The sequence below is a fragment of the Sandarakinorhabdus sp. genome (genome assembly GCF_031430775.1).
GTDB lineage: Bacteria > Pseudomonadota > Alphaproteobacteria > Sphingomonadales > Sphingomonadaceae > Sandarakinorhabdus.
In genome coordinates this window covers 1-25,904 of record NZ_JANPCD010000090.1, presented here as the reverse complement: position 1 = coordinate 25,904, position 25,904 = coordinate 1, and the positions used below count along the sequence as shown (strand labels likewise).

The 25,904-nt window shown below is 66.1% G+C and carries 24 protein-coding genes and 1 tRNA gene; 14 read left to right on the top strand and 11 right to left on the bottom strand.

Annotated elements, in window-relative coordinates:
- From tatB to RMQ73_RS05275, 6 genes are all read left to right on the top strand, one after another.
- Positions 1-428: Sec-independent protein translocase protein TatB (gene tatB, locus RMQ73_RS05300; protein ID WP_409049836.1), on the top strand; the 428-nt coding region annotated here is incomplete at its 5' end.
- Entirely contained in the window at positions 425-1,225 is an 801-nt protein-coding gene (tatC, locus tag RMQ73_RS05295; protein WP_310497022.1) for a twin-arginine translocase subunit TatC, read from the top strand. The genes tatB and tatC, both read left to right, overlap by 4 nt.
- Before the next feature lie 8 nt (positions 1,226-1,233).
- Positions 1,234-4,008: a bifunctional [glutamate--ammonia ligase]-adenylyl-L-tyrosine phosphorylase/[glutamate--ammonia-ligase] adenylyltransferase gene (glnE, locus tag RMQ73_RS05290; protein WP_310497021.1), complete on the top strand. Its 2,775-nt coding sequence runs from the start codon at positions 1,234-1,236 to the stop codon at positions 4,006-4,008.
- Between the two features lie 2 nt (positions 4,009-4,010).
- On the top strand, positions 4,011-4,469 hold the full coding sequence (locus RMQ73_RS05285) for a peroxiredoxin (RefSeq protein WP_409049837.1): 459 nt from the start codon (positions 4,011-4,013) through the stop codon (positions 4,467-4,469).
- 224 nt (positions 4,470-4,693) lie between these two features.
- Complete coding sequence (locus RMQ73_RS05280) at positions 4,694-5,638, top strand: M23 family metallopeptidase (protein ID WP_310497019.1); 945 nt, start codon at positions 4,694-4,696, stop codon at positions 5,636-5,638.
- Positions 5,639-5,684: 46 nt separating this feature from the next.
- The gene (locus RMQ73_RS05275; protein WP_310497018.1) at positions 5,685-6,017 is read left to right on the top strand and encodes an iron-sulfur cluster assembly accessory protein; all 333 of its coding nucleotides are present in this window, start codon (positions 5,685-5,687) and stop codon (positions 6,015-6,017) included.
- Between the two features lie 13 nt (positions 6,018-6,030).
- On the opposite strand, the gene RMQ73_RS05270 is transcribed toward RMQ73_RS05275, so the two are convergent.
- The 4 genes from RMQ73_RS05270 to RMQ73_RS05255 form a co-directional block, all read right to left on the bottom strand.
- Positions 6,031-6,105, bottom strand: a tRNA-Thr gene (locus tag RMQ73_RS05270).
- A 57-nt stretch (positions 6,106-6,162) separates the two neighbouring features.
- A complete protein-coding gene (locus RMQ73_RS05265; RefSeq protein ID WP_310497017.1) occupies positions 6,163-6,657 on the bottom strand; it encodes a DUF2846 domain-containing protein in 495 nt (164 codons plus the stop codon).
- Positions 6,658-6,744: 87 nt separating this feature from the next.
- Positions 6,745-7,818 (bottom strand): succinylglutamate desuccinylase/aspartoacylase family protein, encoded by a 1,074-nt coding sequence (locus RMQ73_RS05260; protein ID WP_310497016.1) that lies wholly within the window; start codon positions 7,816-7,818, stop codon positions 6,745-6,747.
- Complete coding sequence (locus tag RMQ73_RS05255) at positions 7,815-8,090, bottom strand: BolA family protein (protein ID WP_310497015.1); 276 nt, start codon at positions 8,088-8,090, stop codon at positions 7,815-7,817. Before RMQ73_RS05255 ends, RMQ73_RS05260 begins: the two co-directional genes overlap by 4 nt.
- A 69-nt stretch (positions 8,091-8,159) precedes the next feature.
- Between RMQ73_RS05255 and RMQ73_RS05250 the strand changes: the two genes are divergently transcribed.
- Together RMQ73_RS05250 and cobS are read left to right on the top strand one after the other, a co-directional pair.
- Positions 8,160-8,765 carry a J domain-containing protein gene (locus tag RMQ73_RS05250; protein ID WP_310497014.1) on the top strand — a complete coding sequence of 202 codons (606 nt, stop codon included), beginning with the start codon at positions 8,160-8,162 and terminating at the stop codon, positions 8,763-8,765.
- Positions 8,766-8,818: 53 nt separating this feature from the next.
- On the top strand, positions 8,819-9,781 hold the full coding sequence (gene cobS / locus RMQ73_RS05245) for a cobaltochelatase subunit CobS (protein WP_310497012.1): 963 nt from the start codon (positions 8,819-8,821) through the stop codon (positions 9,779-9,781).
- A gap of 43 nt (positions 9,782-9,824) precedes the next feature.
- Here the strand turns inward: cobS and RMQ73_RS05240 are convergent, their stop codons facing one another.
- The 4 genes from RMQ73_RS05240 to RMQ73_RS05225 form a co-directional block, all read right to left on the bottom strand.
- A complete protein-coding gene (locus RMQ73_RS05240; RefSeq protein WP_310497011.1) occupies positions 9,825-11,672 on the bottom strand; it encodes an AMP-dependent synthetase/ligase in 1,848 nt (615 codons plus the stop codon).
- Positions 11,673-11,768: 96 nt separating this feature from the next.
- Positions 11,769-13,517, bottom strand: a complete 1,749-nt coding sequence (ggt, locus tag RMQ73_RS05235) for a gamma-glutamyltransferase (protein ID WP_310497010.1) — start codon at positions 13,515-13,517, stop codon at positions 11,769-11,771.
- 53 nt (positions 13,518-13,570) lie between these two features.
- Positions 13,571-14,596: a quinone-dependent dihydroorotate dehydrogenase gene (locus RMQ73_RS05230; protein WP_310497009.1), complete on the bottom strand. Its 1,026-nt coding sequence runs from the start codon at positions 14,594-14,596 to the stop codon at positions 13,571-13,573.
- A gap of 102 nt (positions 14,597-14,698) precedes the next feature.
- Positions 14,699-15,706, bottom strand: coding sequence for a ligase-associated DNA damage response exonuclease (locus RMQ73_RS05225; protein WP_310497008.1), 1,008 nt, complete (start codon positions 15,704-15,706; stop codon positions 14,699-14,701).
- Between the two features lie 51 nt (positions 15,707-15,757).
- On the opposite strand from RMQ73_RS05225, the gene RMQ73_RS05220 reads away from it, so the two are divergent.
- The 3 genes from RMQ73_RS05220 to RMQ73_RS05210 all read left to right on the top strand — a co-directional run bounded on the left by RMQ73_RS05220 (position 15,758) and on the right by RMQ73_RS05210 (position 19,876).
- Positions 15,758-18,205: a ligase-associated DNA damage response DEXH box helicase gene (locus tag RMQ73_RS05220; RefSeq protein WP_310497007.1), complete on the top strand. Its 2,448-nt coding sequence runs from the start codon at positions 15,758-15,760 to the stop codon at positions 18,203-18,205.
- Positions 18,206-18,243: 38 nt separating this feature from the next.
- On the top strand, positions 18,244-18,930 hold the full coding sequence (gene pdeM, locus RMQ73_RS05215; RefSeq protein WP_310497006.1) for a ligase-associated DNA damage response endonuclease PdeM: 687 nt from the start codon (positions 18,244-18,246) through the stop codon (positions 18,928-18,930).
- Positions 18,931-18,997: 67 nt separating this feature from the next.
- Complete coding sequence (locus tag RMQ73_RS05210; RefSeq protein ID WP_310497025.1) at positions 18,998-19,876, top strand: UTP--glucose-1-phosphate uridylyltransferase; 879 nt, start codon at positions 18,998-19,000, stop codon at positions 19,874-19,876.
- Positions 19,877-19,886: 10 nt separating this feature from the next.
- Here the strand turns inward: RMQ73_RS05210 and RMQ73_RS05205 are convergent, their stop codons facing one another.
- Positions 19,887-20,588, bottom strand: a complete 702-nt coding sequence (locus tag RMQ73_RS05205; RefSeq protein WP_310497005.1) for a winged helix-turn-helix domain-containing protein — start codon at positions 20,586-20,588, stop codon at positions 19,887-19,889.
- Positions 20,589-20,855: 267 nt separating this feature from the next.
- On the opposite strand from RMQ73_RS05205, the gene RMQ73_RS05200 reads away from it, so the two are divergent.
- Together RMQ73_RS05200 and RMQ73_RS05195 are read left to right on the top strand one after the other, a co-directional pair.
- Positions 20,856-21,350, top strand: coding sequence for a flavin reductase family protein (locus tag RMQ73_RS05200; RefSeq protein ID WP_310497003.1), 495 nt, complete (start codon positions 20,856-20,858; stop codon positions 21,348-21,350).
- Positions 21,340-22,845, top strand: a complete 1,506-nt coding sequence (locus RMQ73_RS05195) for a lipopolysaccharide biosynthesis protein (protein ID WP_310497002.1) — start codon at positions 21,340-21,342, stop codon at positions 22,843-22,845. Before RMQ73_RS05200 ends, RMQ73_RS05195 begins: the two co-directional genes overlap by 11 nt.
- Positions 22,846-22,851: 6 nt before the next feature.
- On the opposite strand, the gene RMQ73_RS05190 is transcribed toward RMQ73_RS05195, so the two are convergent.
- Entirely contained in the window at positions 22,852-23,349 is a 498-nt protein-coding gene (locus RMQ73_RS05190; RefSeq protein WP_310497001.1) for a DUF2306 domain-containing protein, read from the bottom strand.
- A 121-nt stretch (positions 23,350-23,470) separates the two neighbouring features.
- On the opposite strand from RMQ73_RS05190, the gene RMQ73_RS05185 reads away from it, so the two are divergent.
- Entirely contained in the window at positions 23,471-24,256 is a 786-nt protein-coding gene (locus RMQ73_RS05185; RefSeq protein WP_310497000.1) for a LytTR family transcriptional regulator DNA-binding domain-containing protein, read from the top strand.
- 3 nt (positions 24,257-24,259) lie between these two features.
- Here the strand turns inward: RMQ73_RS05185 and priA are convergent.
- Positions 24,260-25,904: primosomal protein N' (gene priA, locus RMQ73_RS05180; RefSeq protein WP_310496999.1), on the bottom strand; the 1,645-nt coding region annotated here is incomplete at its 5' end.

The following is a 25,904-nucleotide window of genomic DNA, read 5'->3' as shown; positions in this document are numbered from 1 at the left end:
GTATCGATTCCTCGGAACTGATGGTCATCGCCCTGGTGGCCCTGCTGGTCATCGGCCCCAAGGACCTGCCGCGCGCCATGCGCTGGCTGGGCGGCTGGATCGGCAAGGCCAAGGCGATGTCGCGCCATGTCCGGTCGGGCTTTGACACAATGATGCGCGAATCCGAGCTGGAAGAAATGCAAAAGGCCTGGGCCGCGCAGAACGAAGCCATCATGAAGGCCAGCGCGATCGACCCGAACGCCCTGCCGGGGCCGTTTCTGGCAAATGATGACTGGATGGCGCCCAAGGATGCGCCGGCTGCTGACGAAATCGCGTTCGACAGCGCACCAGCGCCGGAAGCAGCAACGACACCGGCAGTGCCCGAAAAATCAGCCAAGCCCCGCGCTCCGCGCAAGGCCAGAACACCAAAGCCGGTGCCGTCCGAATGAACGCCGAGGCTGACCGGTCCGACATCGACGCCAGCAAGGCGCCGCTGCTCGATCATCTCATCGAACTGCGCTCGCGGTTGCTACGCTGCGTTGTCTATTTCGTTATCGCCTTTGGCCTGGCCTTTACACAGGCGGCCAAGGTCTTTGCCTTTCTGGTGCAGCCTCTGGTGAACGCCTTTGGCCCCGGCGTGCAGGGCAAACTGATCTACACCAAGTTGTACGAAGCGTTCTTCGTCGAGATCAAGGTCGCAGCCTTTGCAGGGCTTTGCATCGCCTTCCCGTTCATCGCCAATGAACTGTGGCGCTTTGTGGCGCCGGGCCTGTACCGCCGCGAGCAAAAGGCACTGTTGCCGTTCCTGCTGGCCACGCCGCTGCTGTTCACGGCGGGCGCGGCACTTGCCTATTATGGCGTGATGCCGGCAGCGTTCAGGTTCTTCCTGGGTTTCCAGAAGCTTGGAGTCGTCGACGGCATCGACCAACAGGCGCTGCCGGCCATGGGCGAATATCTCGATCTGGTCATGAACCTGATCCTCGCCTTTGGAGTCGCATTCCTGTTGCCTGTACTGCTGATGCTGCTCGAACGCGCCGGCATCGTCACCCGCCTCCAGCTCAAGGCCGGGCGCCGCTATGCCATTGTCGCGGCCTTTGCCGTCGCCGCCGTCATGACGCCGCCGGACCTGTGGTCGCAATTCGCTCTCGCGGTGCCGCTGATCGGCCTGTACGAACTGTCGATCATCGGCATATGGTTCACCGAGCGGCGGCGCGCGCGCGACGCTGCTGCCACGACGACGGCCTGACAGCGGGCATGCCGGCACCAGCGTTTCTGCTGCCGCCGTGCGAACCCCCTGCCGACTTGCTGGCGGTTCTGCCGGCGACGCTTTCGCCCTGTCTGGCCACTGCCGCCGCTACTGCCTGGACTCAGGCCCCGTTCCTCAAGGGCCTGCTGCGTGGCCGCCGCCATGTCATGGCGGCCATCGCCGGCCACGGCCCGGACGCGGCACTGGCTGACGCCCTGACACTGGCACGCGACACATCGCAGCCGATCATGCCCCGGTTGCGGGCGGCGCGACGCGATGTGGCGTTGACCGTTGCCATGGCCGATCTGGCCGGGCTGTGGCCGCTGGAGCGAGTGACGGCAGCGCTATCGGATTTCACCGACCTTGCCATCGACCTGGCAGTTGCCGAAGCGCTGGCAGAACGCGGCGCTGCCAATCGGGGCTTGGCCGTGCTGGCGCTGGGCAAGCTGGGCAGCCACGAGCTCAACTATTCGTCCGACGCCGATCTCATCCTCACACACCAGCCCGATCTGATTCCCTGCCGCACGCATGAGGAGCCGGATGAAGCTGCCGTGCGCATCGCGCGGCGCGCCGTTGCCATCCTCGCCGACCTGACACCCGATGGTTATGTCTGCCGCGTCGATCTGCGCCTGCGCCCGGCCAGCGAAGTCACGCCCATGACCATTCCGGTCGCTGCGGCGGAACATTACTACCAGTCCGAGGCGCTGACCTGGGAACGGGTGGCCTTTGTGCGGGCACGCGCCTGCGCCGGCGACTTGTCGCTCGGCCAGGGGTTTCTCGATCACATCCGCGCCTTTGTCTGGCGCCGCAGCCTGGATTTCACGGCGGTGCGCGATATCCAGTCGGTGTCGCTGCGCATCCGCGACCATCTGGGCGGTGCCGATGCCGGGCCGGGGTTCGACGTCAAGCGCGGGCGCGGCGGCATCCGAGAAGTGGAATTCTTCACCCAGATCCATCAGTTGATCCGCGGTGGCCGCGACCCGGCACTGCGCGCGCCGGCAACGCTGGACGGACTGGCGGCACTGGCCCATGCCGGCTATGTGCCGCCCGCCGAGGCACAGGCGCTTGGCGACAGCTATCGTTTCCTGCGCACGCTCGAACACCGTTTGCAGATGCGCCGCGACGAACAGACCCACGCCGTGCCGCGCCTTGCGGCAGACCGCAAGGCCGTGGCCGCGCTCAGCGGTTATCGCGACTGGGCCGCGGCGCAGGCCGCGCTCGCGCGCAGAACCGCCCCGGTGGCGCACGCCTATGACCAGCTGATCGCCGCCGCTGCGCCCGTGGCCACGGCGATCCCGGCTGATCCGCGCGCCTGGCTCAAGACCCATCACCGTGCCGTGCTGCCATTCATGCCGGCTCTGCTGGCCGGCTGGCGCGCCGGCCGGCTGCGGGCGCTGCGGTCCGAAGCGGCGCGCGCAGATTTCGAAATCGTGTTGCCGGCGCTGATTGCCGCCGTGGCAGGCAGCGCTGATCCGCCGGCCACTGCGGCGCGGCTCGATGCCTTTCTTGCCGCGTTGCCGCAGGGCGCGCAGTTTTTTGCGCTGCTTGGTGCCAATCCGCGTCTCATCGGCCTGCTTGGCAATTTGCTAGGTGTCAGTCCGGTGCTGGCAGGCGCGCTGGCCCGGGACCCGGCGCTATTCGATGTCATGCTCAGCCCCGATGCCTTTGCTGCGCAGCCCGGCCCCGCCGCGTTGACCGCCGACTGGCTGGCCGGCAGCCAGGGCACCGCAGGGCTGGAAGATGTGCTCGACCGCATGCGCCGCTGGACCGGCGAGCACCGCTTTGCGCTTGGCGCCCAGCTGGTTGAAGGCAATGCCGACCCGCTGGTGGTAGCGCGCGGCCTCGCCAACCTTGCCGATGTCGGCATAAGGGCGATCTTGCCGGCGGTTGAACAGGATTTCGCCCGCCAGCACGGCATGGTGGCGGGCGGGCAACTGGTGGTGCTGGCGCTGGGGCGGCTAGGTGGCCGCGCCCTCACCCATGCCTCCGACCTTGACCTGGTGTTTCTGTTCACCGGCGGCCATGAAACCCTGTCGGATGGGTCAAGGCCCTTGCCGGCCAGCCTGTATTTCAATCGGCTGGCGGCGCGGCTGACCACGGCGCTGTCGGTGCCGACAGCCGCCGGCGCGCTGTACGAGATCGATACGCGGCTGCGGCCCTGGGGCGCCAAGGGCATGCTGGCCGTGTCGGTGGACAGTTTTGCGCGCTACCACGCTGACGAAGCCGAGGATTGGGAGCATATGGCCCTGACCCGCGCTCGGGTCGTGGCAGGCCCATCAGCCGATGCCGAGGAGGCGATTGCCAGCGTGCTGACCCGGCCACGTCCCGGCCCGGCACTGGCGCGCGCCGTGACCCGCATGCGCGCCGACATCGCTGCCGCCAAGCCGCCGCAGGGCAAGTGCGACGTCAAGCTGGCGCCGGGCGGGCTTGTCGATCTCGAATTCCTGGTCCATTTTCGCCAGCGCGAAACTGGCATCGGCCTGTCGCCCGAACTGCCGACGGCCATTGCCGCGTTGACTGCTGCCGGGCTGTTGCCGCCCGATCTGGGCGCGGCCCATGACGTGCTGACCCGGCTGCTGGTGCTGCTGCGGCTGGTGTTCCCGGGCGCCGCCGTGCCCGCCAATTTTCCAGCGCCGGTCGAGGCGTTTCTGGCCCGGGCGATGGGTGCGGCAAATTTCGCCATGGTCGAACAGGCCTTGCTGATGGCGCGACAGTCCGTGAAAATGGCATGGAAGGATGCGCTGAGAACCGATACCCTGCCAAGAAAGGGACCCCAGCCATGACAATGCCCCAGCCCGGCGACACCGCCCCCGATTTCACGATTCCCGGCGAAACCGGCCCGATCAGCCTGACCGATTTCGCCGGACGCAAGCTGGTGGTCTATTTCTATCCCAAGGACGATACGCCGGGCTGCACGACACAAGCACGCGAGTTTTCGGCGCTGAAGGCGCAATTTGCAGCAGCCGACACGGTTGTCATCGGCGTGTCGCATGATTCGCTGGCCAGCCATGCCAAATTCCGGGGCAAGCACGGCCTGGAAATCGCGCTTGGTGCCGATGACGGCACGGTCACCGCAGCGTTCGGCGTCTGGGTCGAAAAAGCCATGTATGGCAAGAAATACATGGGCATAGAGCGCAGCACCTTCCTGATCGGCCGCGACGGCAAGGTCGCTGCCACTTGGCCCAAAGTCAAGGCCGCCGGCCATGCCGCACTGGTGCTGGCCGCCGCGCAGGCGCTGGCCTGAGGGCCGCCGTAAACACCTGCTAAACCTTGCTGAACGGGGAGATACGCGCTGCCACGGCAATGGTTGCACGGCTGAACAGAAATATTGCGCTTCGTCGCAGCGACGCCACGCTTGGCCGGGCCGGGCCCGAACTGCGGTTGCGGTCTCTGCCCGCCCCTGCTTGAACATCCTTAGGAAATGGCCGGCGCAATGCTGGTCCTGGTCGGGGCGCAAGGGGTCTTTCGTTGGTCGCAAAGCGGATCATGCATGTGCTGGGGGCGTTCGCCGCCCTTGCCTTGTCGTCCGCCCTGCCGGTGGCCGGCGCCTTCGCACAGACCGTTTCGGCTGCCACTGCGGCTGATGTCATGGCGATGGCTTCCGAGGCCATAGCCTCGCCGCGTCAACGCGGTGTCGCCGCCGCCCGCCACGAATTTCTCGACGCGCTGAGCGCCCGGACCCGTGACGCCGACGCACTGGCCGGCCTGTTGCCGCGTCGCGGCGCTGGCACGGTTGCAGACCTGATGGCAGGTGATGTGCGCGATGCCGATACGCTGGCCCGCCATCTCGGCCTCGACCCGCAGCGCTTCGTTGCAGCTGGTGGTCCGTTCATCGCTGCCGGCACACAGGTTTCCGTCACGGCGGCCTCCCCGGCCGAAGTGGCTGCGGCCATGGCGGTCATCCCCGCGTTCCTGCCAGTCAAAACGATCCGAGAATCATCGGATTTCGGCTACCGCGCCGACCCGATCAACCATCGCGGCGCCATGCACATGGGCGTCGACATGATGGGCAGCAAGGGCGAGCCCATCTATGCCGCCGCCAATGGCGTGGTTGCCCGCGCCGGCGGCATGAGCGGTTATGGCAATCTGATCGAGCTGCGCCATGCCAAGGGCGTCGACACCCGTTACGGTCATCTGTCGCGCATCCTGGTCAAGGCCGGCGAAAGCGTGCGGCAGGGCCAGATCATCGGCCTGATGGGCTCCACCGGCCGTTCGACCGGGACGCACCTGCATTATGAAGTGCGTATCGACGGCAATGCCGTGAACCCCGAGCCGTTCCTGGCCGCCGCCGGTTTCGTGCTGGCGGCGCAGCACAAGGCCAGCGCCTTTGGCCCGCCAGCGCTGCATCAGGCCATCGTGCCGGTGCTCGGGTCGCTGATGGCGGATGACCGCGTGACGGCCGGCGGGCGCTGATCCGCTCCTGGTTGCAGTTGCCTGCATCCAGCCCTACATTGCCGTTATGGATATGCCCCCCCGCCTGATGCCTGCTGCCGCTGCTCGTGTGGCCGTGATTGCGGCGCGGCAGGGCAAACCCGGCCTCAAGCTGCGGCTGGCCGTCGATGGCGGCGGTTGCGCGGGCTTCCAGTATAAATTCGGACTGGAAAGCGAAGCCGCAGCCGATGATCTGATCGTGGAAACCGATGGCGTCACCATGCTGGTCGATCCAGACACCCTACCGTTCGTTGCCGGCGCCGAAGTGGACTTCGTCGAGCGCATCGGCGCTGCCGCCTTCGAGGTGCGCAACCCCCAGGCCGCATCGGGCTGCGGCTGCGGAACCAGCTTTTCGATCTGATTCGCAAGTGAAATGGTGCCGGATGAGGGGATTGAACCCCCGACCTTCGGTTTACAAAACCGCTGCTCTACCGCTGAGCTAATCCGGCGCGGCACCGGCAATACCGCCGCCGCGCCGTTTCAGCAACAGGTTCGCGCGGATGGGCTCAAGGTGTCGCAGCAACGGCAGGTGACGGGTCGGGCATCACCTTGGCACCAATGTCGTCGCTGTCGACATATTTGAGATCGCCGCGCTTCTTTTCATATTCTTCGGCTGTAGACGGCGACAGATTTGGTCGGCCTACCATGATTCCCATCTTGATCGTGCATTTCACATAGCTTGTCTCACCGGGCTTGACCTCGACGTTGAGGACATCCTTCGCTTCGCTCTTGGCGTTGAACTGATGTGCGCCGGGCGGCAAGGGCAGGATGAAATAATGGCCGGCGCCCAGCGCACTTATGCGCTCCTTGCCGATATTGACGCCGCAGCCCATGCCGCCTCCAACAACGGTACCTGAACGCCAGAACAGCACCTGCCCCTGACCCTCGGCTGGCGCCGGCAGTGTGGCCGGCGCAGGCCGGCCTTCGGTTTTGTCGGCGGCTGCGCTTGCCGCGGCCGCGAAAAGCGCGACCAAAGTCGCCGCAACAAATCTGATTTGCATGATGCCTCCGATAAAATCACCCCACCGAATGCGGGGTAAAGCGTTGATGGCACGCGTGGCAGGCAGCAGGCAAATATGGCTGCAGTTTCAGCAACCGCCGGCACAGGCCGGGTCCGGATTCCACCAGACGATGCGCACGATCATGCCGCCCTGTTCCCGGCGGGGGTCGGTAAAGCTGCTGCTGATGCGCCCAGCAAGCGGCGCCGTGATCGCATCGGTCACCCGGCCAAAAGCGTCTGTCATCACGGCCACGGCCTGGCCCTTGGTGACGGCGCTGCCCAGCGGCACCAACAGCCGTGCCCAGCCGGCACGCGGGGCGCGCACCGATTCGCTGCTGTTGGCGACAAAGCTGCCCGGCGGCAGCGGGGTGACGGCGCCTTCCAGCATTTTCTGCTCACGCATCAGGTTGCGGATGCCGGCCTCGCCGCGCGCAATCATGCTGTCGTCGAACATTTCCGGTCGGCCCAGTTCCAGCGTAATTGCCGGCACGCCATCGTCCGTCAGCGTGTTTTCGACGGTGCCTTTTTCGCCCTTGTCCATCTTGATGACATCGGGCGCCATCAGTTCGGCCATGCGCCGCGTGCGCGCCGTCGAGGCAAAGGCATACATGACATAGGCGGTGCCTCGCGATTGGGTATGCAGATCAACGGCCAGATCGGCGTTGGGCCGGATCAGCCGCGCCCATAGCCGCCCGGCATAATCATCGACATCGCGGCCGCCCTCCTTGCCGGGCATGACGCGGTTGAGATTGGGGCTGGCGCGGCTGAAATCCGCCGCCCATTCCCGCGACGACTGTAGCAGCCCCGGCGTGTTCAGCCCCGGCACCAGCGTCACCGTTCCGGCCAGCCTGGCCGGGTCGATACCTTGCGCCAGCTTGTGGATGACCGCGATGCCGTTCAACTCGTCGCCGTGGATGCCGGCCGTGATCATCAGGCGCGGGCCGGGCCGGGCACCGCGGATGACGACAACCGGCACCAGCCACGGTTGCCCCAGCACCGATGTGCCGGCGCGAAACCAGTAGCGTTGCACTGCCCCAGCCGGCTGGTCGCCGACTTCGAGCCGGTCGATGATTGCGGTGCCGTCAAGGCTGCCGCTGGCTTCCGTCGCGGCCATTCCAGCACTGGCAGCCAGCAACGCCGCCGCAGCCATGACGGCCTTCATTCGCCGGGCGCTCGGGCCATTATCCGCAGCGCATGGACGCGGTCGGCCGCGACCAGATCTCCCAGCGCCGCATACACCAGCCGCTGCCGGGCGACGCGGCCAAGACCGGCGAAGGCGGCAGCCGTCAGCGCGACGGTGAAATGCGATTCTGCATCATCGCCCCGGTGTCCGGCATGGCCGGCGTGATGATGGCTGTCGTCAATCACGTCCAGCGCCTGCGGAGACAGGGCGGCGACCAGCCTGCTCTCGATTTCTGCGGCAACCTTGCCCATATGCACTCCCTTTGTGGCCGTTATAGCAAGCTCGCGCCAACAACATAGGGACATGCCGTCATCACCGAATTGCCGCCCAGACGCGCCAGCCGCTTTCATGGCCGCATCGACACGCCGCAGCCCCGGCGCTGCGACCATGGCGGCTGCGCCCAGCCCGGCGAATTCCGCGCGCCGCAGTCCAACCGCACGCCGGGTGATCTGGGCGGCTGGCAATTTCTGTGCCTCGATCATGTCCGCGCCTTCAACGCCGGGTATAATTACTTCGACGGGCTTTCGTCCGACGAGATTTTTGCCGCGCAATCACCGATTGCCGGCTGGGAACGCAGCCCGACCGGCAGCGTTGGCCGTGAGGCGTTCAGTTTTGGTCATGAGGGCAGCTTTGCCGATCCGCTCGGGCTGTTCGGCGGTGCAGCGAGCGGGATCAGGCCGGGGCGTGGCCCCCTGCGCGAATCGTCGCGGCGCTGGGCAGGACCGGGCGACGGCGCGGCGCTGCAAGTGCTCGGCCTCGGCGACAGTGCCACCGCAAATGACGTGCGCCGGGCCTACAAACGCCTCGTCCGGCGCTACCACCCTGACAGCAATGAGGGGGACCGCACGCAAGAAGGTAAGTTGCAGGCGGTGGTGAACGCCTATACGCACCTGAAACAGACGCCAGTTTTTCGATCGGAGTCCTGAACACCGTGGCCACCAAGACGCATGACACCCCGCCTTCCGCAGCGCCAACCGCAATGGCAGCGCCCGACACGAGCGTCGATGCGCGCGAGATGTTCGGTGTCGATACCGACATGCAGATACCCGCGTTCAGCATTGCCGATGAACGCGTGCCCGATCTCGATCCGTCCTATGTCTTCGACCCGGACACGACGCTGGCAATTCTGGCGGGCTTTGCCTTCAACCGTCGCGTGATGATCCAGGGCTATCACGGCACCGGAAAATCCACCCATATCGAACAGGTTGCCGCGCGGTTGAAATGGCCGTGCATCCGCATCAACCTCGATAGCCATATCAGCCGCATCGACCTGATCGGCAAGGACGCCATCGTGCTGCGCGGCGGCCAGCAGGTCACCGAATTCCGCGAAGGGCTGCTGCCCTGGGCGCTCCAGACCCCGACCGCACTGGTGTTCGACGAATATGATGCCGGCCGCCCCGACGTCATGTTCGTGATCCAGCGCGTGCTGGAAGTGGAGGGCAAGCTGACGCTGCTCGACCAGAACCGCGTCATCCGGCCCAATCCGTATTTCCGGCTGTTCGCCACTGCCAACACCGTCGGCCTGGGGGACACCACCGGGCTGTACCATGGCACGCAGCAGATCAACCAGGGCCAGATGGACCGCTGGAACATCGTCACCACGTTGAACTACCTGCCGCACCACACCGAAACCGCGATCGTCATCGCCAAGGTCAAGCATTTCGACACCGAGGCCGGGCGCAAGACGGTATCGAACATGGTCAAGGTGGCCGACATGAGCCGCGCCGGCTTCATGGGCGGCGATATCTCGACGGTGATGAGCCCGCGCACGGTCATCACCTGGGCGCAGAATGCCGAAATCTTCGGCAATGTCGGCTTTGCCTTCCGCCTGAGTTTCCTCAACAAGTGCGACGAGGCCGAACGCAGTATCGTGGCGGAATATTACCAGCGGGTGTTCGGCGAGGAGCTGCCGGAGAGCGTCGCGGTCAAGGGTCGGCGTTAATCAACGCCGGGCCGGCGGCGCAATCCCCGGATCAATCCCCGGATCAATCCTTGTACAACTTGTCGAGACGGGCGCCGTACACCTCGCGCAGCACATGGCGGCGGATTTTCAGCGATGGCGTCATCTGCTGGTTGTCGGTTGAAAAGGGCTCGTCCGCGACAATGACGCGGCGGACCTTTTCGGTGACCGACATGCGGGCATTGACCCGGTCGACCGCCGCCTGCATGGCGCGCTGGAATTCCGGCTCGGTGCGCAGTTTGGCCATATCGGCCGGCAGGCCCTTGTCGCGCGCAAAGCACATTGCCCATTCCGCCTCTGGCACGACCACGCCGACCAGATAAGGGCGGCGGTCGCCATAGACCATCGCCTGGGCGATTTCGTCCTGAAGCGTCAGCATGCCCTCGACGCGCTGTGGCGCGACATTGTCGCCCTTGTCGTTGATGAGGATGTCTTTTTTCCGGTCGGTGATGACGACATGGCCATCCTTGTCGATATGGCCGATGTCGCCGGTGTGCAGCCAGCCGTCCTGCAGCGCCTTGTGACTCTCGGCGTCGTTCATCCAATAGCCGTCCATGACCAGTTCGCCGCGCACCAGGATTTCGCCATCGGCTGCGATCCTGACTTCGACGCCGCCCAGCGGCGGCCCGACGGTGTGCATTTTCAATATGGCGCGCGGGCGGTTGCAGCTGATGACCGGCCCGGCTTCGGTCTGGCCATAGCCTTGCAGGATCGGCAGGCCGATGGCGGTAAAGAAGATGCCGACTTCGGGATTGAGCGGCGCACCGCCTGCCACCATTGCCAGCAGGCGCCCACCGAATTTGGCACGGATCGATTTCCTGATCGTGCGTTCGAGCAGCTGGTCGAGCAGCCGGTCGGGAAGCGACAATCCCTGGCCCTTGGCTTCGAGCCGGGCGATTTTCAGCGCCTGGTTGAGCAGGATGATGGCCATGCCGCCCTGTTTTTCGATCTGCTTGGCGATGCGCATGCGCAGCACTTCGAACAATCGCGGCACCACGACCATCAGGGTCGGGCGCACTTCCTCGATGTTGGCCGCGAGCTTTTCCAGCCCTTCGGCGTAGGTGATCTGGCCGCCCATACCCAGTGGCATGTACTGGCCGGCAGTGTGTTCATAAGCATGGCTGAGGGGCAGGAACGACAGGAACATTTCGCCGTGGACGCCGCTGGGGGCGAAATCCTGTTCGATGACGGCGATGGCGCCGGCGATGTTGCGCAGAATGGCGCCGTGATGCTGGCGCACGCCGCGCGGCAGCCCGCCGGTGCCGCTGGTATAGATCAGGCAGGCGAGGTCGTGGCGCTGCATGGTGGCACGGGCGCGCACCGCGTCGCGGTCGGCGTCGATGGTGGCGCTGCGGGCGGCGATCAACGCCGACCAGTCATGGATGGCAAGGCCCTGCACTTCGCCCAGCGGCTCCATGGCGATGACCATACGGCAGGATTCAGTGGCCAGGGCGGCGGGCAGCAGGGCCTTTGCGAGGCGAGGCCCTGACACGATCACGGCGCGGGCGCCGCTGTTGGTCAGGATATGGATGTGGTCGGCCTCGGTGTTGGTCGTATAGGCCGGCACGGTGATGGCGCCGGCCGCCATGATCGCGAGATCGGCAAGGCACCATTCAGGACGATTTTCCGATACCAGGCACACCCGGTCACCACGGCCGATGCCCATCGCCACCAGCGCCGCCGACATGGCGGCCACGATATCGCGGCAATCGCCCCAGCTGGTGGTGCGCCAGGCGCCGTCGACCTTGCCGGTCAGGAATGGCGACGCCGGCTGCCGGTCCGCCCAGTCGAGGAACAGGCTGACCAGATTGGGCGCCGCATCGACGTGTTGCGCCTGCAATGCGGGCCGCAATGGCGGCAGTTTCAGCAGCATCTTCTCTCCCCTGCGCCCACTTGCGGGACGCTTGTGGCTGACCTCAGGACACCCGCCCGGTCAGCGTTACCCCAAACGCCGCCGGCCTGCCAATGCTCACTCGCCGACAACCGTGCCTTCGCTGCGCGGATCGGCACCGCCGCGCCAGCCAGCCGGCGTGCGCTCGATGCCGTTCAGCTTGCCGAAGGGCGGGATCAGGATGACATTGTGCCCCATCGCGGCCAGTTGCGGCTGCATGGCTGCGAGGAACGTGTCCTTCTCCACCCGCACGCCGCCATCGCCAATGGCCACCATCGTTGGCAGGGCAATCGCTTCGTCGACGGGCAGGCCCCAATCGAGCACGCCTATGATCGTCTTGGCGACCTGCGCAATGATGGTCGATCCGCCCGCCGCGCCGATGGCCAGCACGGCCTTGCCGCTGGCATCATAGACGATGGTCGGCGACATCGACGAGCGTGGGCGCTTGCCGGGCTGCACCCGGTTGGCAGTCAATACGCCCTGGTCATTGGGGTCGAAGTTGAAATCGGTCAGCTCGTTGTTGAGCACAAAGCCGCCCGCCACCAGCCCCGAGCCGAAGGTGCTTTCGACAGTGGAGGTATAGGTTGCGACATTGCCGGCCGCATCGGCGACGGCAAAATGCGTGGTGCCGGCGACTTCATTGTCGTTGGCAGCCTGACGGGGAGGAGCGCCGGCAGGCATGCCGGCCTCGGCCTTGGCCAGCCGTGCGTCCGGCCTGATGAGCGCGCTGCGCGCCGCCAGATAGCGGGCATCGGTCAGGCCCTTGACCGGCACCCGCACGAAATCTGCATCGCCCAGCCATTTGTCACGGTCGGCATAGGCCAGCCGCTGGCTTTCGGCGAACAGATGCCAGGCGACGGCATTGTCCTTGCCCAGCCCCGCCATGTCATAGCGTTCGAGCTGTTTCAGCATGGCGAGCATCCCGACACCCCCCGACGATGGCGGCCCCATGCCGCACACCCGCCAGACACGATATTGGCCGCAAACCGGCGTGCGCCATTTGGCGCGATAGGCGGCAACATCGCCCAGCGTCATGGCTGTCGGATTGGCATCGGCGGTGGACACGGCCTTGACGATACTGGCGGCAATCTCGCCGGTGTAAAAGGCATCCGGGCCCTTGTCGGCAATGGTCCGCAGCGTCTGCGCCAGCGCCGGGTTGCGGAACCATGCGCCGGCCTTGAGCGGCTGGCCGGCGGTATCGAAATACAGCGCACGGCCTTCGGGTCCGGCCTTTTTCAACGGGTCCTGCCCATATGCAATGAAGCGCGCCATGTTGGGCGTGACGGCAAAACCCTGATCGGCAAGGCGAATGGCCGGCGCAAACAGATCGGCCCATGGCAGCTTGCCATATTTTTTGTGCGCCTGCGCAATCAGGCGAATATTGCCGGGCACGCCGGCACTGCGCCCGCCGATCTGCGCCATGCGGAACGGCATCGGCTTGCCATCGGCACCCAGGAACTGGCGCGGGCTGGCGATACCGGGCGCCTTTTCGCGGCCATCGATGCTGGCGATCTTGCCGCGCGCCGGTTGATAGACAAGGAACCCGCCGCCGCCGATACCCGAGCTTTGCGGCTCCACCACCGTCAGCGCCAGCATGGTAGCGGCAATGGCATCAGCGGCCGAACCGCCCTTGCGCAGGATTTCGAGGCCGGCATCGGACGCCAGCGGATGCGCGGCGGACACCACGGCCTTGAACGGACCCGCGCCGATGGTGCGGGCGGTGCCTGTGTCGGCGGGCGCGTCGGTTGGAATGGGTGCCGGCTGGGCCTGCGCAGCGCCCGCTACAAGCACGGCAAACAGGGCGGCGGTGAATATGGTTTTGCTCATGATGCAAACCATAGCGCGACTTTCGGGCACTGCCACTGCCTGAATTGCGCGGACTATCGCGCTGCCGCCTCGGCGATACTGGCAAAACCGTCCCGGCGCAGCAGGGCGGCAAGATCGGCCTTGATGCGGCGCACCAGCCCCGGCCCCTCATAGACCAGCGCCGAATAGAGCTGCACTGCGCTGGCGCCTGCGCGGATGCGAGCATAGGCGTCGGCGCCCGATGCGATGCCGCCCACCGCGATCAACGGCAATTGCCCGCCAGCCTCGGCGGCAAACCGTTCCAGCGCGGCCTGTGCCAGCGGTTTCAGCGGCGCCCCCGACAGGCCGCCGGCCTCATGGGCGTGGCGGCTGGCCAGTGGCGGACGCGTGATGGTGGTGTTCGACACGATCAGGCCATCGACGCCGCCGTCGATCAGCGTGCGGGTGATGACCCGGTAATCAGCATCTTCCTGATCGGGCGCGACCTTTACGAACAGCGGCACGCCGGTATCGCCCCGCGCCGCCATCACGCGGGCGACCAGATCGGCCAGCGCCGCCCCGTCCTGCAGGGCGCGCAGCCCCGGCGTGTTGGGCGACGAGATGTTGACCGTGACATAGCTGGCAAGATGCGCCGCTGCGGTAATGCCCGTGACATAATCGCTCGCGCGGTCGTCGCTGTCCTTGTTGGCGCCAAGGTTGATGCCGACGATGCCGGGCCGTCCGGCGCGGGCCTTGAGTCGGGCGATGGCGTGTTCCATCCCGAGATTGTTGAAACCGAAGCGGTTGATGACCGCCTTGTCCTGCGCCAACCGGAACAGGCGCGGGCGCGGATTGCCGTCCTGCGGGCGCGGCGTGACCGAACCGCATTCGACGAAGCCAAAACCCAGCCGCAGCGCGGCATCGGGCACCATGACATCCTTGTCGAAACCGGCAGCAAGCCCGATCGGATTGGGCAGCGCCAGGCCGGCCAGGCTGGTGGCCAGGATCGGGTCATCGGCCGGGCTGCGCGGCAAAAGGCCCGTGCGCAGCGCGGCAATCGTCAGATTGTGCGCTGTTTCGGGGTCGAACTTGAACAGCAAAGGGCGCAGAATACCGAACATACACACCTCATGCGCCGTGAATGCGGCAAGGTAAACCATTCAATGCAATAGACATTGCCCTTTTTCGGGGCGCGCAGTATTGTACGATCGTGCAATAGCGCCTCATTCACTCTCGTCCTCGCGCCCCACCAGCGCCAGCGCGCGGGCGCGAATCTGGCGCTGGGCGCACCAATGCACCAGCGCATCGTCGCGGCCATGGGTGACCCAGACTTCGCCGGGGGCCAGCTCGGTGATGGTGTCGGTCAATTCGTCCCAGTCGGCATGGTCCGATATGATCAGCGGCAATTCCACGCCGCGTTGCACGGCGCGCTGGCGCACCCGCATCCAGCCCGACGCCATGGCCGTGATCGGATCGGGCAGTTTCTGGCTCCAGCGGTCGTGCAGCGCCGATGGCGGCGCCATGACGATATGCCCGGCCAGCGCCGCGCCCTTGAGGGTCCCGACGGGCTGCACATCACCCAGCGCTACGCCGAAACTTTCATACAGCGCGCACAGCGCCGTCATCGCACCGTGCAGATAGATGGGCGCATCATGGCCGGCGCGGCGCAGTTCGGCGATGACCCGCTGCGCCTTGCCCAGCGCATAGGCGCCGATGAGCAGGCACCGCGCCGGATTGGCAGCCAGCCGGTCAAGCGCCCTTGCGATTTCGCCATCGATGGCCGGATGGCGGAACACCGGCAGGCCGAATGTCGCCTCGGTAATGAAGATGTCGCAAGGCAAGGCTTCGAACAGCGCGCATGTCGGGTCGGGCCGGCGTTTGTAATCGCCAGACACGATGACGCGCTGCCCGGCCCTTTCCAGGACGATCTGCGCCGATCCCAGCACATGGCCCGCCGGCAGCAGGCGCACGGTGATGCCGTCGCCCAGCGCCAGGGTTTCGCCATAGGCCAGAGCCTGGCCGCCGGGCTGCGGACCATAGCGACTGGCCATGATCGCCAGCGTTTCGGCAGTGGCGAGCACCTTTGTGTGCCCGGCGCGGGCATGGTCGGCATGGCCGTGCGTGACAAGGGAACGGGCGCGGGCGCGCGAGGGGTCGATCCACACATCCGGACCGGGCAGGTGGATGCCATCGGCGTGCGGCACGAGCCAGGTCGGGGACGGGAAGGGCATGCGCGGCACAGTGACCGCTTTGGCGCGGCGAGTCACCCGGCCTATAGGGACATGATGCCGCTTCCCCCCGCCATTGCCGACTGGTTTGCCCGCAAGGGCTGGGCGCCGCGCCGGCACCAGCTGGACATGCTGGCTGCGGCGCAGGCCGGGCGCCACACGCTGCTGAGTGCGCCAACCGGTGCCGGCAAGACGCTGGCCGGGTTCCTTCCGGTGCTGGCCGATCTGGCGCAGTCGCCGCGTGATGGCCTGCATACCATCTATGTCAGCCCACTGAAGGCGCTGGCAACCGATGTGCAGCGAAACCTGCTGCTGCCGATTGCCGAGATCGGGCTTGATATCGATGTCGAAACCCGAACCGGCGACACATCGTCCGATGCCAAGAAACGCCAGCGCACGGCGCCGCCGCACATCCTGCTGACAACACCCGAAAGCCTGTCGCTGCTGCTGTCCTATCCCGAGGCGCCGCGCATGCTGGCCGGCCTGCAATCGGTCATCATCGATGAAATCCATGCCTTTGGTACCACCAAGCGCGGCGACCAACTCAGCCTTGCGCTGGCGCGGCTCCAGTCGCTGGCACCGGGTGTGCGCCGCGTCGGCCTGTCGGCGACGATTGCCGACCCCGAAAGCTGGGCGGCATGGCTGGCGCCGCACGGTGAAGCAGCCGATGTGACCATCGTCACCGGCGATCCGGGTGCCGACCCCGACATCGAGATCATGGTCATCGATGACCGTATTCCCTGGGCCGGGCATGCGGGCCGCTGGGCGGCGCGTGCGGTCATGCGGCGGATCGAGGCCGCGCGGCTGGCCATCGTCTTTGTCAACACACGGGCCATTGCCGAATTGGTGCTGCGCGACCTGTGGGCCGAAAACGACCATTCGCTGCCCATCGGCATCCATCACGGCAGCCTGGCGCCCGAAGCGCGGCGCAAGGTGGAAGCTGCGATGGCAAGCGGCAGATTGCGGGCCATCGTCGCCACCTCCAGCCTTGATCTGGGTATCGATTGGGGCGATGTCGATCTGGTCATCCAGATGGGGGCACCCAAGGGCGCCTCGCGGCTGCTGCAACGCACTGGCCGCGCCAATCACCGTATGGACGAGGCCAGCCGCGCGCTGATCGTGCCGGGCAACCGGTTCGAATATCTCGAAGCGATGGCGGCGCGAGATGCCGTGGCGGCGGGCGAGCTTGACCCCGACGGCTTTCGGCCCGGCGGGCTGGATGTGCTGGCGCAGCACGTGCTTGGTGTCGCGGTGGCCGGGCCGTTCATGGCCGAGGCGCTGTATGCCGAAGTGGCCAGTGCCGCGCCCTATGCCGGGCTGACGCGCGCGGTATTCGATCAAGTCATCGATCTGGTGGCCACCGGCGGCTATGCGCTGCGGGCCTATGACCGTTATGCGCGGCTGGTGGAAGCCGCGCCCGGCCAGTGGCGGCTGGCGCACCCCCGGCTTGGCGCGCAATACCGCCTGAATGCCGGCACCATCGTCGAGGCGGTGACCATGAACATCGTGTTCGGCAACGGCAGCAGCCCCGGTGGCCGCCGGCTGGGGCAGGTCGAGGAATGGTTCGCCGGGCAATTGCGGGTCGGCGACAGCTTCCAGTTCGCCGGGCTGGTGCTCGAAGTGACCGGAAGCAACGGCGCCGACATCCATGTCAAGCTGGGGCGCGGCACGCCAAAAGTGCCGGTCTATGCCGGCGGACGCATGCCGATGACGACCAATCTCGCGGTGCGCGTGCGGCAGTTGCTGCACGACCCCGGCCGCTGGCACGATATGCCGCCAGATGTGCGCGAATGGCTGGAGCTGCAACAATTGCGGTCCCGCCTGCCCGGCCCGGATGACGTGCTGGTCGAGACGTTTCCGCGCGATGGCCGCTGGTTCATGGTCATCTATGGATTTGCCGGGCGCCCGGCGCTCCAGACGCTCGGCATGCTGCTGACGCAGCGCATGGAGGCTGCGGGCGCGGCGCCATTGGGTTTTGTCGCCAGCGATTATGTCGTGGCGGCCTGGAGCCTGAACGAGGTGACCGATCCGCTGGCGTTGCTGCGGCCCGATGTGCTGGAGGACGAACTGTCTGCCTGGCTAGCGGCCTCGCCGTTCCTGCGCCGGGCGTTTCGCGAAGTGGCGATCATCGGCGGGCTGGTCGAACGCACCCAGCCCGGTGTCCACAAATCCGGCCGGGCGATGAGCGTGTCGTCCGACCTGATTTATGATGTGCTGCGGCGGCACGAGCCGGCGCATCTGCTGCTTGGCGCCGCCTGGACCGATGCGCGCTACAAGTTGACCGACCTCGAACGGCTGGCGGCGCTGCTTGAGGAGGCCAGCAGGGCGATGGTTCACGTCCGTCTGCCCTTCGTGTCGCCGCTGGCGGTGCCGGTGCTGTTGACCATCGGCCGCGAGAGCGTCGGCGAAGACGCCAATGCCGCGCTGCTCATCGAGGCCGAAGCGCTGATTGCCGAGGCTATGAATATACCCGGGCAAGTTCCCGGCACAGCGGTGCGCTGAAACTTGTCAGGTGCACCGCAGTTCGGCATGACGATGCGGTGACTGTTTCTCTTTCGTTCGCGGGCGAATCGCTTGTGCCGCTGGCCTGCGGAGGCCTGTACTGGCCGGCGCAGCAGACGTTGCTGGTCGCCGACCTGCATCTGGAAAAGGCCAGCCATTTTGCGCGGCGCGGATGGATGTTGCCGCCGCATGACACGGCGCAAACGCTGGCGATGTTGATCGACGCCGTCGAAGCCACCGGCGCCCGGCGGCTGGTGTGCCTGGGCGACAGCTTCCATGATCGGCACGGCCCGGGGCGCATGCCGGACGCGGCGCGCGGCGCCCTGACCCGGATGATTGCCAGCCTGGACTGGTGGTGGATCACCGGCAACCATGACGACGCCAGCGCCGGCACATTGGGCGGACGCGCAGTAGCCGAAGTGCAGCTTGGCCCGCTGATGTTGCGGCACGAAGCAGAGCCGGGCGACATCCAGCCCGAAATATCGGGGCATTTCCACCCGAAGGTCCGCATCGCCACCCGCCTGCGCGCCATCACGCGGCGGTGTTTTGCCGTGTCGGGGACCAAGATCATCATGCCGGCCTATGGCGCACTGGCCGGCGGGCTGGATTGCGGCGACCCTGCGATTGCACGCGCGCTGGCCGGGCCGGGGGCGGCTGTGGTGCGCGAGGGCAGCCACCTGCTCAGCTTTCCGATTGCCGCACTGCAAACGGCGGATTTGGCTTGACCGCCTGCGGCAAGAAAATTGTAAAGGGATGGAGCCCGCCAGCGGGCCTGATAGTTCAGGGCGGATGATGCAGCACAGGCCGATCAAGACAGCGGTGTTTCCGGTTGCCGGCCAGGGCACGCGGTTCCTTCCGGCCACCAAGGCCGTGCCCAAGGAAATGCTACCGGTCGTCGACAAGCCGCTGTTGCAATATGCCGTCGACGAGGCGCTGGCCGCCGGTATCGAGCGGCTGGTGTTCATCACGGCGCGCGGCAAAGGCGCCATCGATGATCATTTCGACATGGCATCGGAACTGGTGGCCGGGCTGAAGGCCAGGGGCAAGACCGCCGAGCTTGCCAGCCTTGAAGGCACCTGCCTTGAGCCGGGACGCATCACCAGTATCCGCCAGCAGGAACCAGCGGGGCTGGGCCATGCCGTCTGGTGCGCGCGCCACATTGTCGGCGCCGATGCCTTTGCCGTGCTGTTGCCCGATGAACTGCTGTGGAACCCGGCGCGGCCGGCGCTGGCGGCTATGCACGACGCCTATCGGCAAATGGGCGGCAACATCATTTCGGTGCTCGAAGTGACCGAAGCGCACACGCACCGCTATGGCATCGTGACGCCGGGGCGCAGCGACGGGCTATTGACCGAGGTGCGCGGCATGGTGGAAAAACCGCAGGTCGGCACTGCGCCGTCACGGTTGGCTGCCATCGGGCGCTACATATTGCAGCCCGAAGTGATGGACGTGCTGGCAAAGGGCCGGCGCGGCGCGGGGGGGGAAATCCAGCTGACCGATGCGATGGCCGAATTGATCGGCGTGCAGCCGTTCCACGCGCTGACCTTCGAGGGCACCCGCTTTGATTGCGGCGACAAGGTCGGGCATCTGATGGCCAATGTCGCGCTGGCGCTGGAACGCAGCGATACCGGACCTGCCCTGCGCGACTGGCTGCGGTCGCTGGAGTTATAGCAACCGGAGCCTATGGTGCCGGGGTCTGAATCTCCTGCGCTTGATGCGCCGGGCCCGGCTTTGTCACTTCCAGCAGATAGCCAAAGCCATAAACCGATGTCAGGCGAAAGCCAGATTCGGGCCTTAGATTCAGGCGTTTGCGGATCTGGGAAATATGGGCATCCAGCGTCCGGCTGGCCGTGTCGGGCACGCGGCCCCAGACAGATTCCATGATGTGCGCGCGAGACAACGGGCGGCCCCGGTTGCGCATCAGCAGCAATGCCAGGCCGAATTCCTTGGCGGTCAATTCAACCGGGCGGCCATCGACGGTGACGATCATGCTGGTGAGGTCGAAACGAAGCTTGCCGAACACCTCGACATCACCATTGGCCCCGCTGTCCCGGTCGAACATGGATGCAATGATCCGCTCCAGCTTTTCGAATTGGGATGGGAGGACCAGCCGGTCGTCCTCAGGCAGCGACGCAGCAAACTCCGACGCGAAATACACGATTGTCGTAGTGTCCAGCGCCAGTCGCGATGCCGAGGGAAGATAAGAGTCGACGGCCAGCGCAAAGTCTTCGTCGAGCAGCAGCAGGTCAAAAGTCTCGCGCCTCAGAGCGCGGCGCAGGTTGGCGGCGTCGTTGAACACAACACAGTTGCGCACTGTTGCCTTGAGGCGCTCGGCGATCAAGACGCCAAGCGCCGTATCGTTGGCAAGGACAGCGAGCCGCATAATTTACCCCAAACCCAACAAAACTCCGGGCTCCGCTCTTAGACTAACATTAATTATTTATACATGTAATATGCCACAATGTTAAATCGTCATAAATCAACGCGTTTGCCAATTGTGACTGGCGCGTCATGCTTTATGGCTCGTCTCCGTCGCTCGCCCCCAGTGGCGCTGCCCCCTGTGTCGCCAATGTCGCACCAGCCCCGATACACTCGCCACGAACCGCCTCGAACATTGACGCGCCGCAATCTGGCTCTAGGGGTCTGCCCCATGAATCAGGTCGTTTCTCCATTCGAGGCGCGTCAGCTGCGCGACGCCTTTGGCTGTTTCACCACGGGTGTCACGGTTGTGACCAGCCGGGACGCCGACGGCAGCCGGGTCGGACTGACCGCGAACAGCTTCACATCGGTCAGCCTTGACCCGCCGCTGATCCTGTTCTGCCCGGCCAACGGGGCATCGGCCTTGCCGGCCATTCGCAGCGCAGGGCGTTTTGCCATCAACATCCTCGACCTTGATGGCCAGGCAGTCGCCGACCGCTTCACCAAAAAGGGTATCGACCGCTTTGCCGAGCACGACTGGCATGACTGGGACGGCGTACCGGTGCTGGCCTCGGCCAAGGCGGCTTTTGCCTGCGAGCTGTTCGCCGATCATGATGGCGGCGACCACCGTATCATCGTCGGGCGCGTGACGGCGCTGACGCTCGACCAATCGCGTGAGCCACTGTTGTATCTCCATGGCCGATATCGGCGGGTGCATGTCGGCTGACGCTGCCGAAACGGCTGCGCTGGCCAAGGGCGGGCGCACCAGTTTCATCGGCTATGTGCTGCGTCTGGCAGCGCGCTTTCCGTTCCTGTTCATCGCTGGCCGCATGTACGGCGCCGAGGCACTGGGCCGCTTTGCCTATGCCACGATGGTCGTCGAACTGGTGGCCATGCTGGCGACACTCGGCCTGAAACGCGGCCTGGCCGAAGACATGGCGCGGCGCAGCGATGCCGAAAGCCATGCCCTGTTCGACGGGCTGCTGGTCTCGCTGCTGGCGGGACTGGCCGGCGCGGCCCTTTTGGTGCTGCTGCCGCAGCTGGTGTTTCCGGCAACGCGGTTACACCCGCTCGACCGGTGGTTTGCGTTGATCGTGCCGTTCATCGTCATGTCGGACGTCGCGCTGGCCGGGCTGGCCTTTCGCCTCGATGTCGGCGCCACGGTGCGGGCGCGATCGATCATCGAGCCATGGGTGCTGTCGATTGCCGCCCTGGCGCTGGCGTTCACGGCAGTCAAAAGCGACGGCATGTTGATTGCCTATCTGCTGTCGATGGTGGCAGCCGCGATTGCCAGCCTGGTGCCGGCCATTGCCAGTTTTGGCCTGCCGCGCGGCTGGCGGCCCGACCCGCGCCATCTGTGGCATCTGGCCCGCACCAACGTGCCGCTGGCCGGGGCCGACATTGCCGAATGGGGTGCCCGGCGGCTCGATATCTTCATTCTGGGGCGGTTTGCCGGTGCCGAAATCGTCGGCATTTATTATGTCGCGCAGCAGATCCAGTCGCTACCGCAACGGCTGAAATCCAGCTTTGACCCCATTTTGGCGCCGGTGCTGACTCGCAATCTTGCGGCAGGCAATATCGCCAAAGTGGCCGTCCATGTCCGGCAGATCAGTTTCTGGGTGGCCGCGGTGCAGCTTGGCGTGGTGCTGGCGCTGGGGATCACCGGCCAGGCGCTGATGGGCCTGTTCGGGCCGATCTTTGCCAGCGGCGCCGCGATACTTGCAGTGCTGCTGACCGTTGAACTGTTCGCGGCCCAGGCCGCCGTGGCCGAAGGCGCACTGATTTATGTGGCGCGCGGCAAGAACCTGATCTGGTCGGTGGCCGGCCTCGTCATACAGGCCGGGCTGTCGCTGCTGCTGGTGCCCCGGCTTGGTGGCCTGGGCGCGGCGCTGGCACTGGCGCTGGCGGCGCTGATCCTGTCGGTCGCCAAATCCCGCCTGCTGGCACGGCAACTGGGCCACAAGGTATCGGGCTGGCGCCTATCGCTGGTTGGTGCCGGCGTGCCGGCCGCGCTGGTGGGCCTGCTGGTGCTCCGTGCGCCGGAGCCGGTGCAGCTTTCGATCGGCATCATAGCGATCCTTGGCAGTTATGGCCTTATCATCTGGCGCTTCGGATTCCACGGCGCCGATCGGTTGCTGTTCTCGCGCTCGATGCGGAAAATCGAGGCGGAGGCCACCACCATGCCAGTATTGCCTGGCACGGCAGACGGCAGAGGGCATTGATCCGCGTCAGGCGCGATCATCCCTGAGCAAGCGGCGGAACACCCACCAGCTGCCCAAGGCGTACATCGCGAGATTGAGACCGACGACCGAGACCCAGAATGTCGTGGGGGTGAAGCCCTCGACGATGCCGAAGCGGTTGTTGGTCAGCACCTGTGATGCGCCGGCCATCATCAGTCCGATCCAGCTGAACGCCATCTGGATCTTGTGCGTGCGCAGATGCGCCGGGTTGCGCAGCATCAGCCAGCGGCGCAGCGCCCACATGCCGGTCGCCATCGTCACCAGGCTGACGATGGCCAGGATGTGGAACGGAATGAACCGGGTTTCGGGCCGGAAGCTGGCAAGCGCGCCGATGTTGGCGATGAGCATCGCCGCTATGTAGATGCGCCCCAGCAGGGCATGGGCGGGCGTGCCTTGCGGCCGCGTCAACTGGTGAAATCCCAGCGGCATAGCGATCAACACGGCGGTGAGGTGGGCAAGCAATAGCGGCGAAAGATTGGCGAGCACATTGGTCTCCTTGGCGGGTTGCCGAGCATGGATGGCGGCAAGCTGCCGCTTGCTGCAATGCCGCTTTCGCCTATGCTGTCCGTGGCTTCGTCAAACCCGGGCACTGCAGGATTCGCGCTTCGTGAAATCGACACATCCCATGACACAGGCCAGCGCCGCACCACCGCTGCGCCCGCTGGTGGTGGCAACCGGCGTCGCTGTCATCGCCTGCACGCTGGCCGGGCCATTTGGCACCGACCATCTGCCAGCGCTCAGTCGTGGGCTGTTCTGGCTGGTGCTGATCGGCTGGAACAGCGTCAAATGGCGGCTCTGGTATGCCTGGATCGGCCCGCGCGCGCCGGGCCGGCGCGGCGCCATCATGATGGCAATCGGCGGCACGGCGCTGCTCAATGCCACGCTCCCGCTGGAAATCGACACGATGTTCCGCGCCATCGGCCGGCCGCTGGCGCTGTCATGGACTGGCCTCTATCTATCGGCGCTGATCATCGGCGGCGGGATTTCGACCATCATTGCGGCAATCAAGCCGCTGCGAACACAGCCGCCGCAAATGGCACCAACGGAGATGCCAGCGAAGGCGGCGCCGCAATCCCAACTGGCGCAGCGCGCCGGGCTTGCCGACCTGTCCGGGTTGCTCTGGGTGCAGGCCGAGGACCATTATCTGCGCCTTGGCCTCGCGGACGGCCGCCGGCCGCTGGTACTGTTTCGGCTTGGCGATGCGCTGGGTGATCTGGCGGTGCTTGATGGCCTGCAAATCCATCGCAGCGCCTGGGTAGCCGCCGCCGCCGTATCGGGTACCCTGCGGGATGGCCGGCGCTGGAAACTGCGCCTGAGCGACGGCAGCGATCTGCCAGTGAGCGAGACCTATCTGCCGGAGGTGCGCGCGCGGGGCTGGCTGGCGCGGCGCTGAGGCTCAGGCAAAACTGTAAGGGTCAATATCGACGATAACGCGGACATTGCCGGGCACTGGCACGGCCGCCAGCCAGGTACGCATGACATCCTGCAAGGCGATCCCGCGTGCCGCCTGCACCAGCAGGCGTTGCCGGTGACGGCCGCGCAGCATCGCCAGCGGCGCCGCCGCCGGGCCGAGCACCGATAGGCCAGCGCGCTGCGGTGCGGCCGCGCCCAGTGCCCGTGCCGCCGCCTGCGCCGCGCCGGCATCTTCGGACGACACGATGACTGCCGCCAACCGCCCGAACGGCGGCAGCATCAAATCGCGCCGCGCCTCGGTTTCGGCAGTGTAGAACGCCTCGGCATCACCCGACACCAGCGCCTGCATCAATCGCGCCATTGGCTGGTGCGTCTGGATGAGCACACGCCCCGGCTTTTCGCCGCGCCCGGCTCGGCCCGCCACCTGGGCAATCTGCTGGAATGTGCGCTCCCCGGCCCGCAAATCCCCGCCGGCAAGGCCAAGATCGGCGTCGATGACCCCCACCAGCGTCAGGTCGGGAAAATGAAAGCCCTTGGTGACCATCTGGGTGCCGACCAGAACATCGATCTCGCCGGCATCCATCGCGGCCACCAGTGCGGCGGCGCGGGCGGGCGATGTGATGGTGTCGCTGGTGACAACCGCTACGCGGGCATCGGGCCAAGTGTGGCGCACCTCCTCGGCAATGCGCTCGACGCCCGGACCGCAGGCGACGAGATGATCGGTTTCCCCGCATTCCGGGCAGGCACTGGGCACGGGTGTCTGGTGTCCGCAATGATGGCAGGCAAGGCGCCGCGACAGCCGGTGCTCGACCATCCAGGCCGTGCAATGCGGGCATTGAATGCGATTGCCGCACGACCGGCACAGCGTCAGCGGCGCATAGCCGCGCCGGTTGAGGAACAGCAGCGCCTGTTCCTTGCGGGCGAGTGTTTCGGTCACGGCCGCGACGAGCAACGGGCTGAGCCAATGGCCACGAGTCGGCGGCGTCAGCGTCATGTCGATGGTGGCCACGTCTGGCATCCCGGCACTGCCGAATCGCGACGGCAGGTGCAGGTGGCGATAAGTGCCCTTGGCGGCCTGCACGCGCGTTTCGATGGCGGGCGTCGCGGTGGCGAGAATGACCGGAATGGCCTCGTGCTGCCCCCGCATGACCGCCACGTCGCGGGCGTGATAGTGCACGCCTTCCTCCTGCTTGAAGCTGGTTTCATGGGCTTCATCGACGATGATGACGCGCAGGTCCGCAAACGGCAGGAACAGCGCCGAACGCGCGCCGACCACCACGCGCGCCCGGCCATCGGCGATTGCCGCCCACGCCGCGCGGCGCTCGCTGGATTTCAGGTCGCTGTGCCAGGTGACGGGCGCAACGCCGAACCGGGCTGCGAACCGGTCGAGCCACGGCGCTGTCAGTGCGATTTCCGGCACCAGCACCAATGCCTGGCCGCCGCTCCCATTTGCAGCGGTCCTGAGCGCGGCCGCGACCGCCTCGAAATACACCTCGGTCTTGCCCGATCCGGTAACGCCTTCGAGCAATATCGGCGCAAAGCCGCGCGCCATGACGGCACCGGCCAGCATGGCGGCGACTCCGGACTGGGCCGGTGTCAGAAGCGGCGGCGCATGGTCCGGGTCCGGC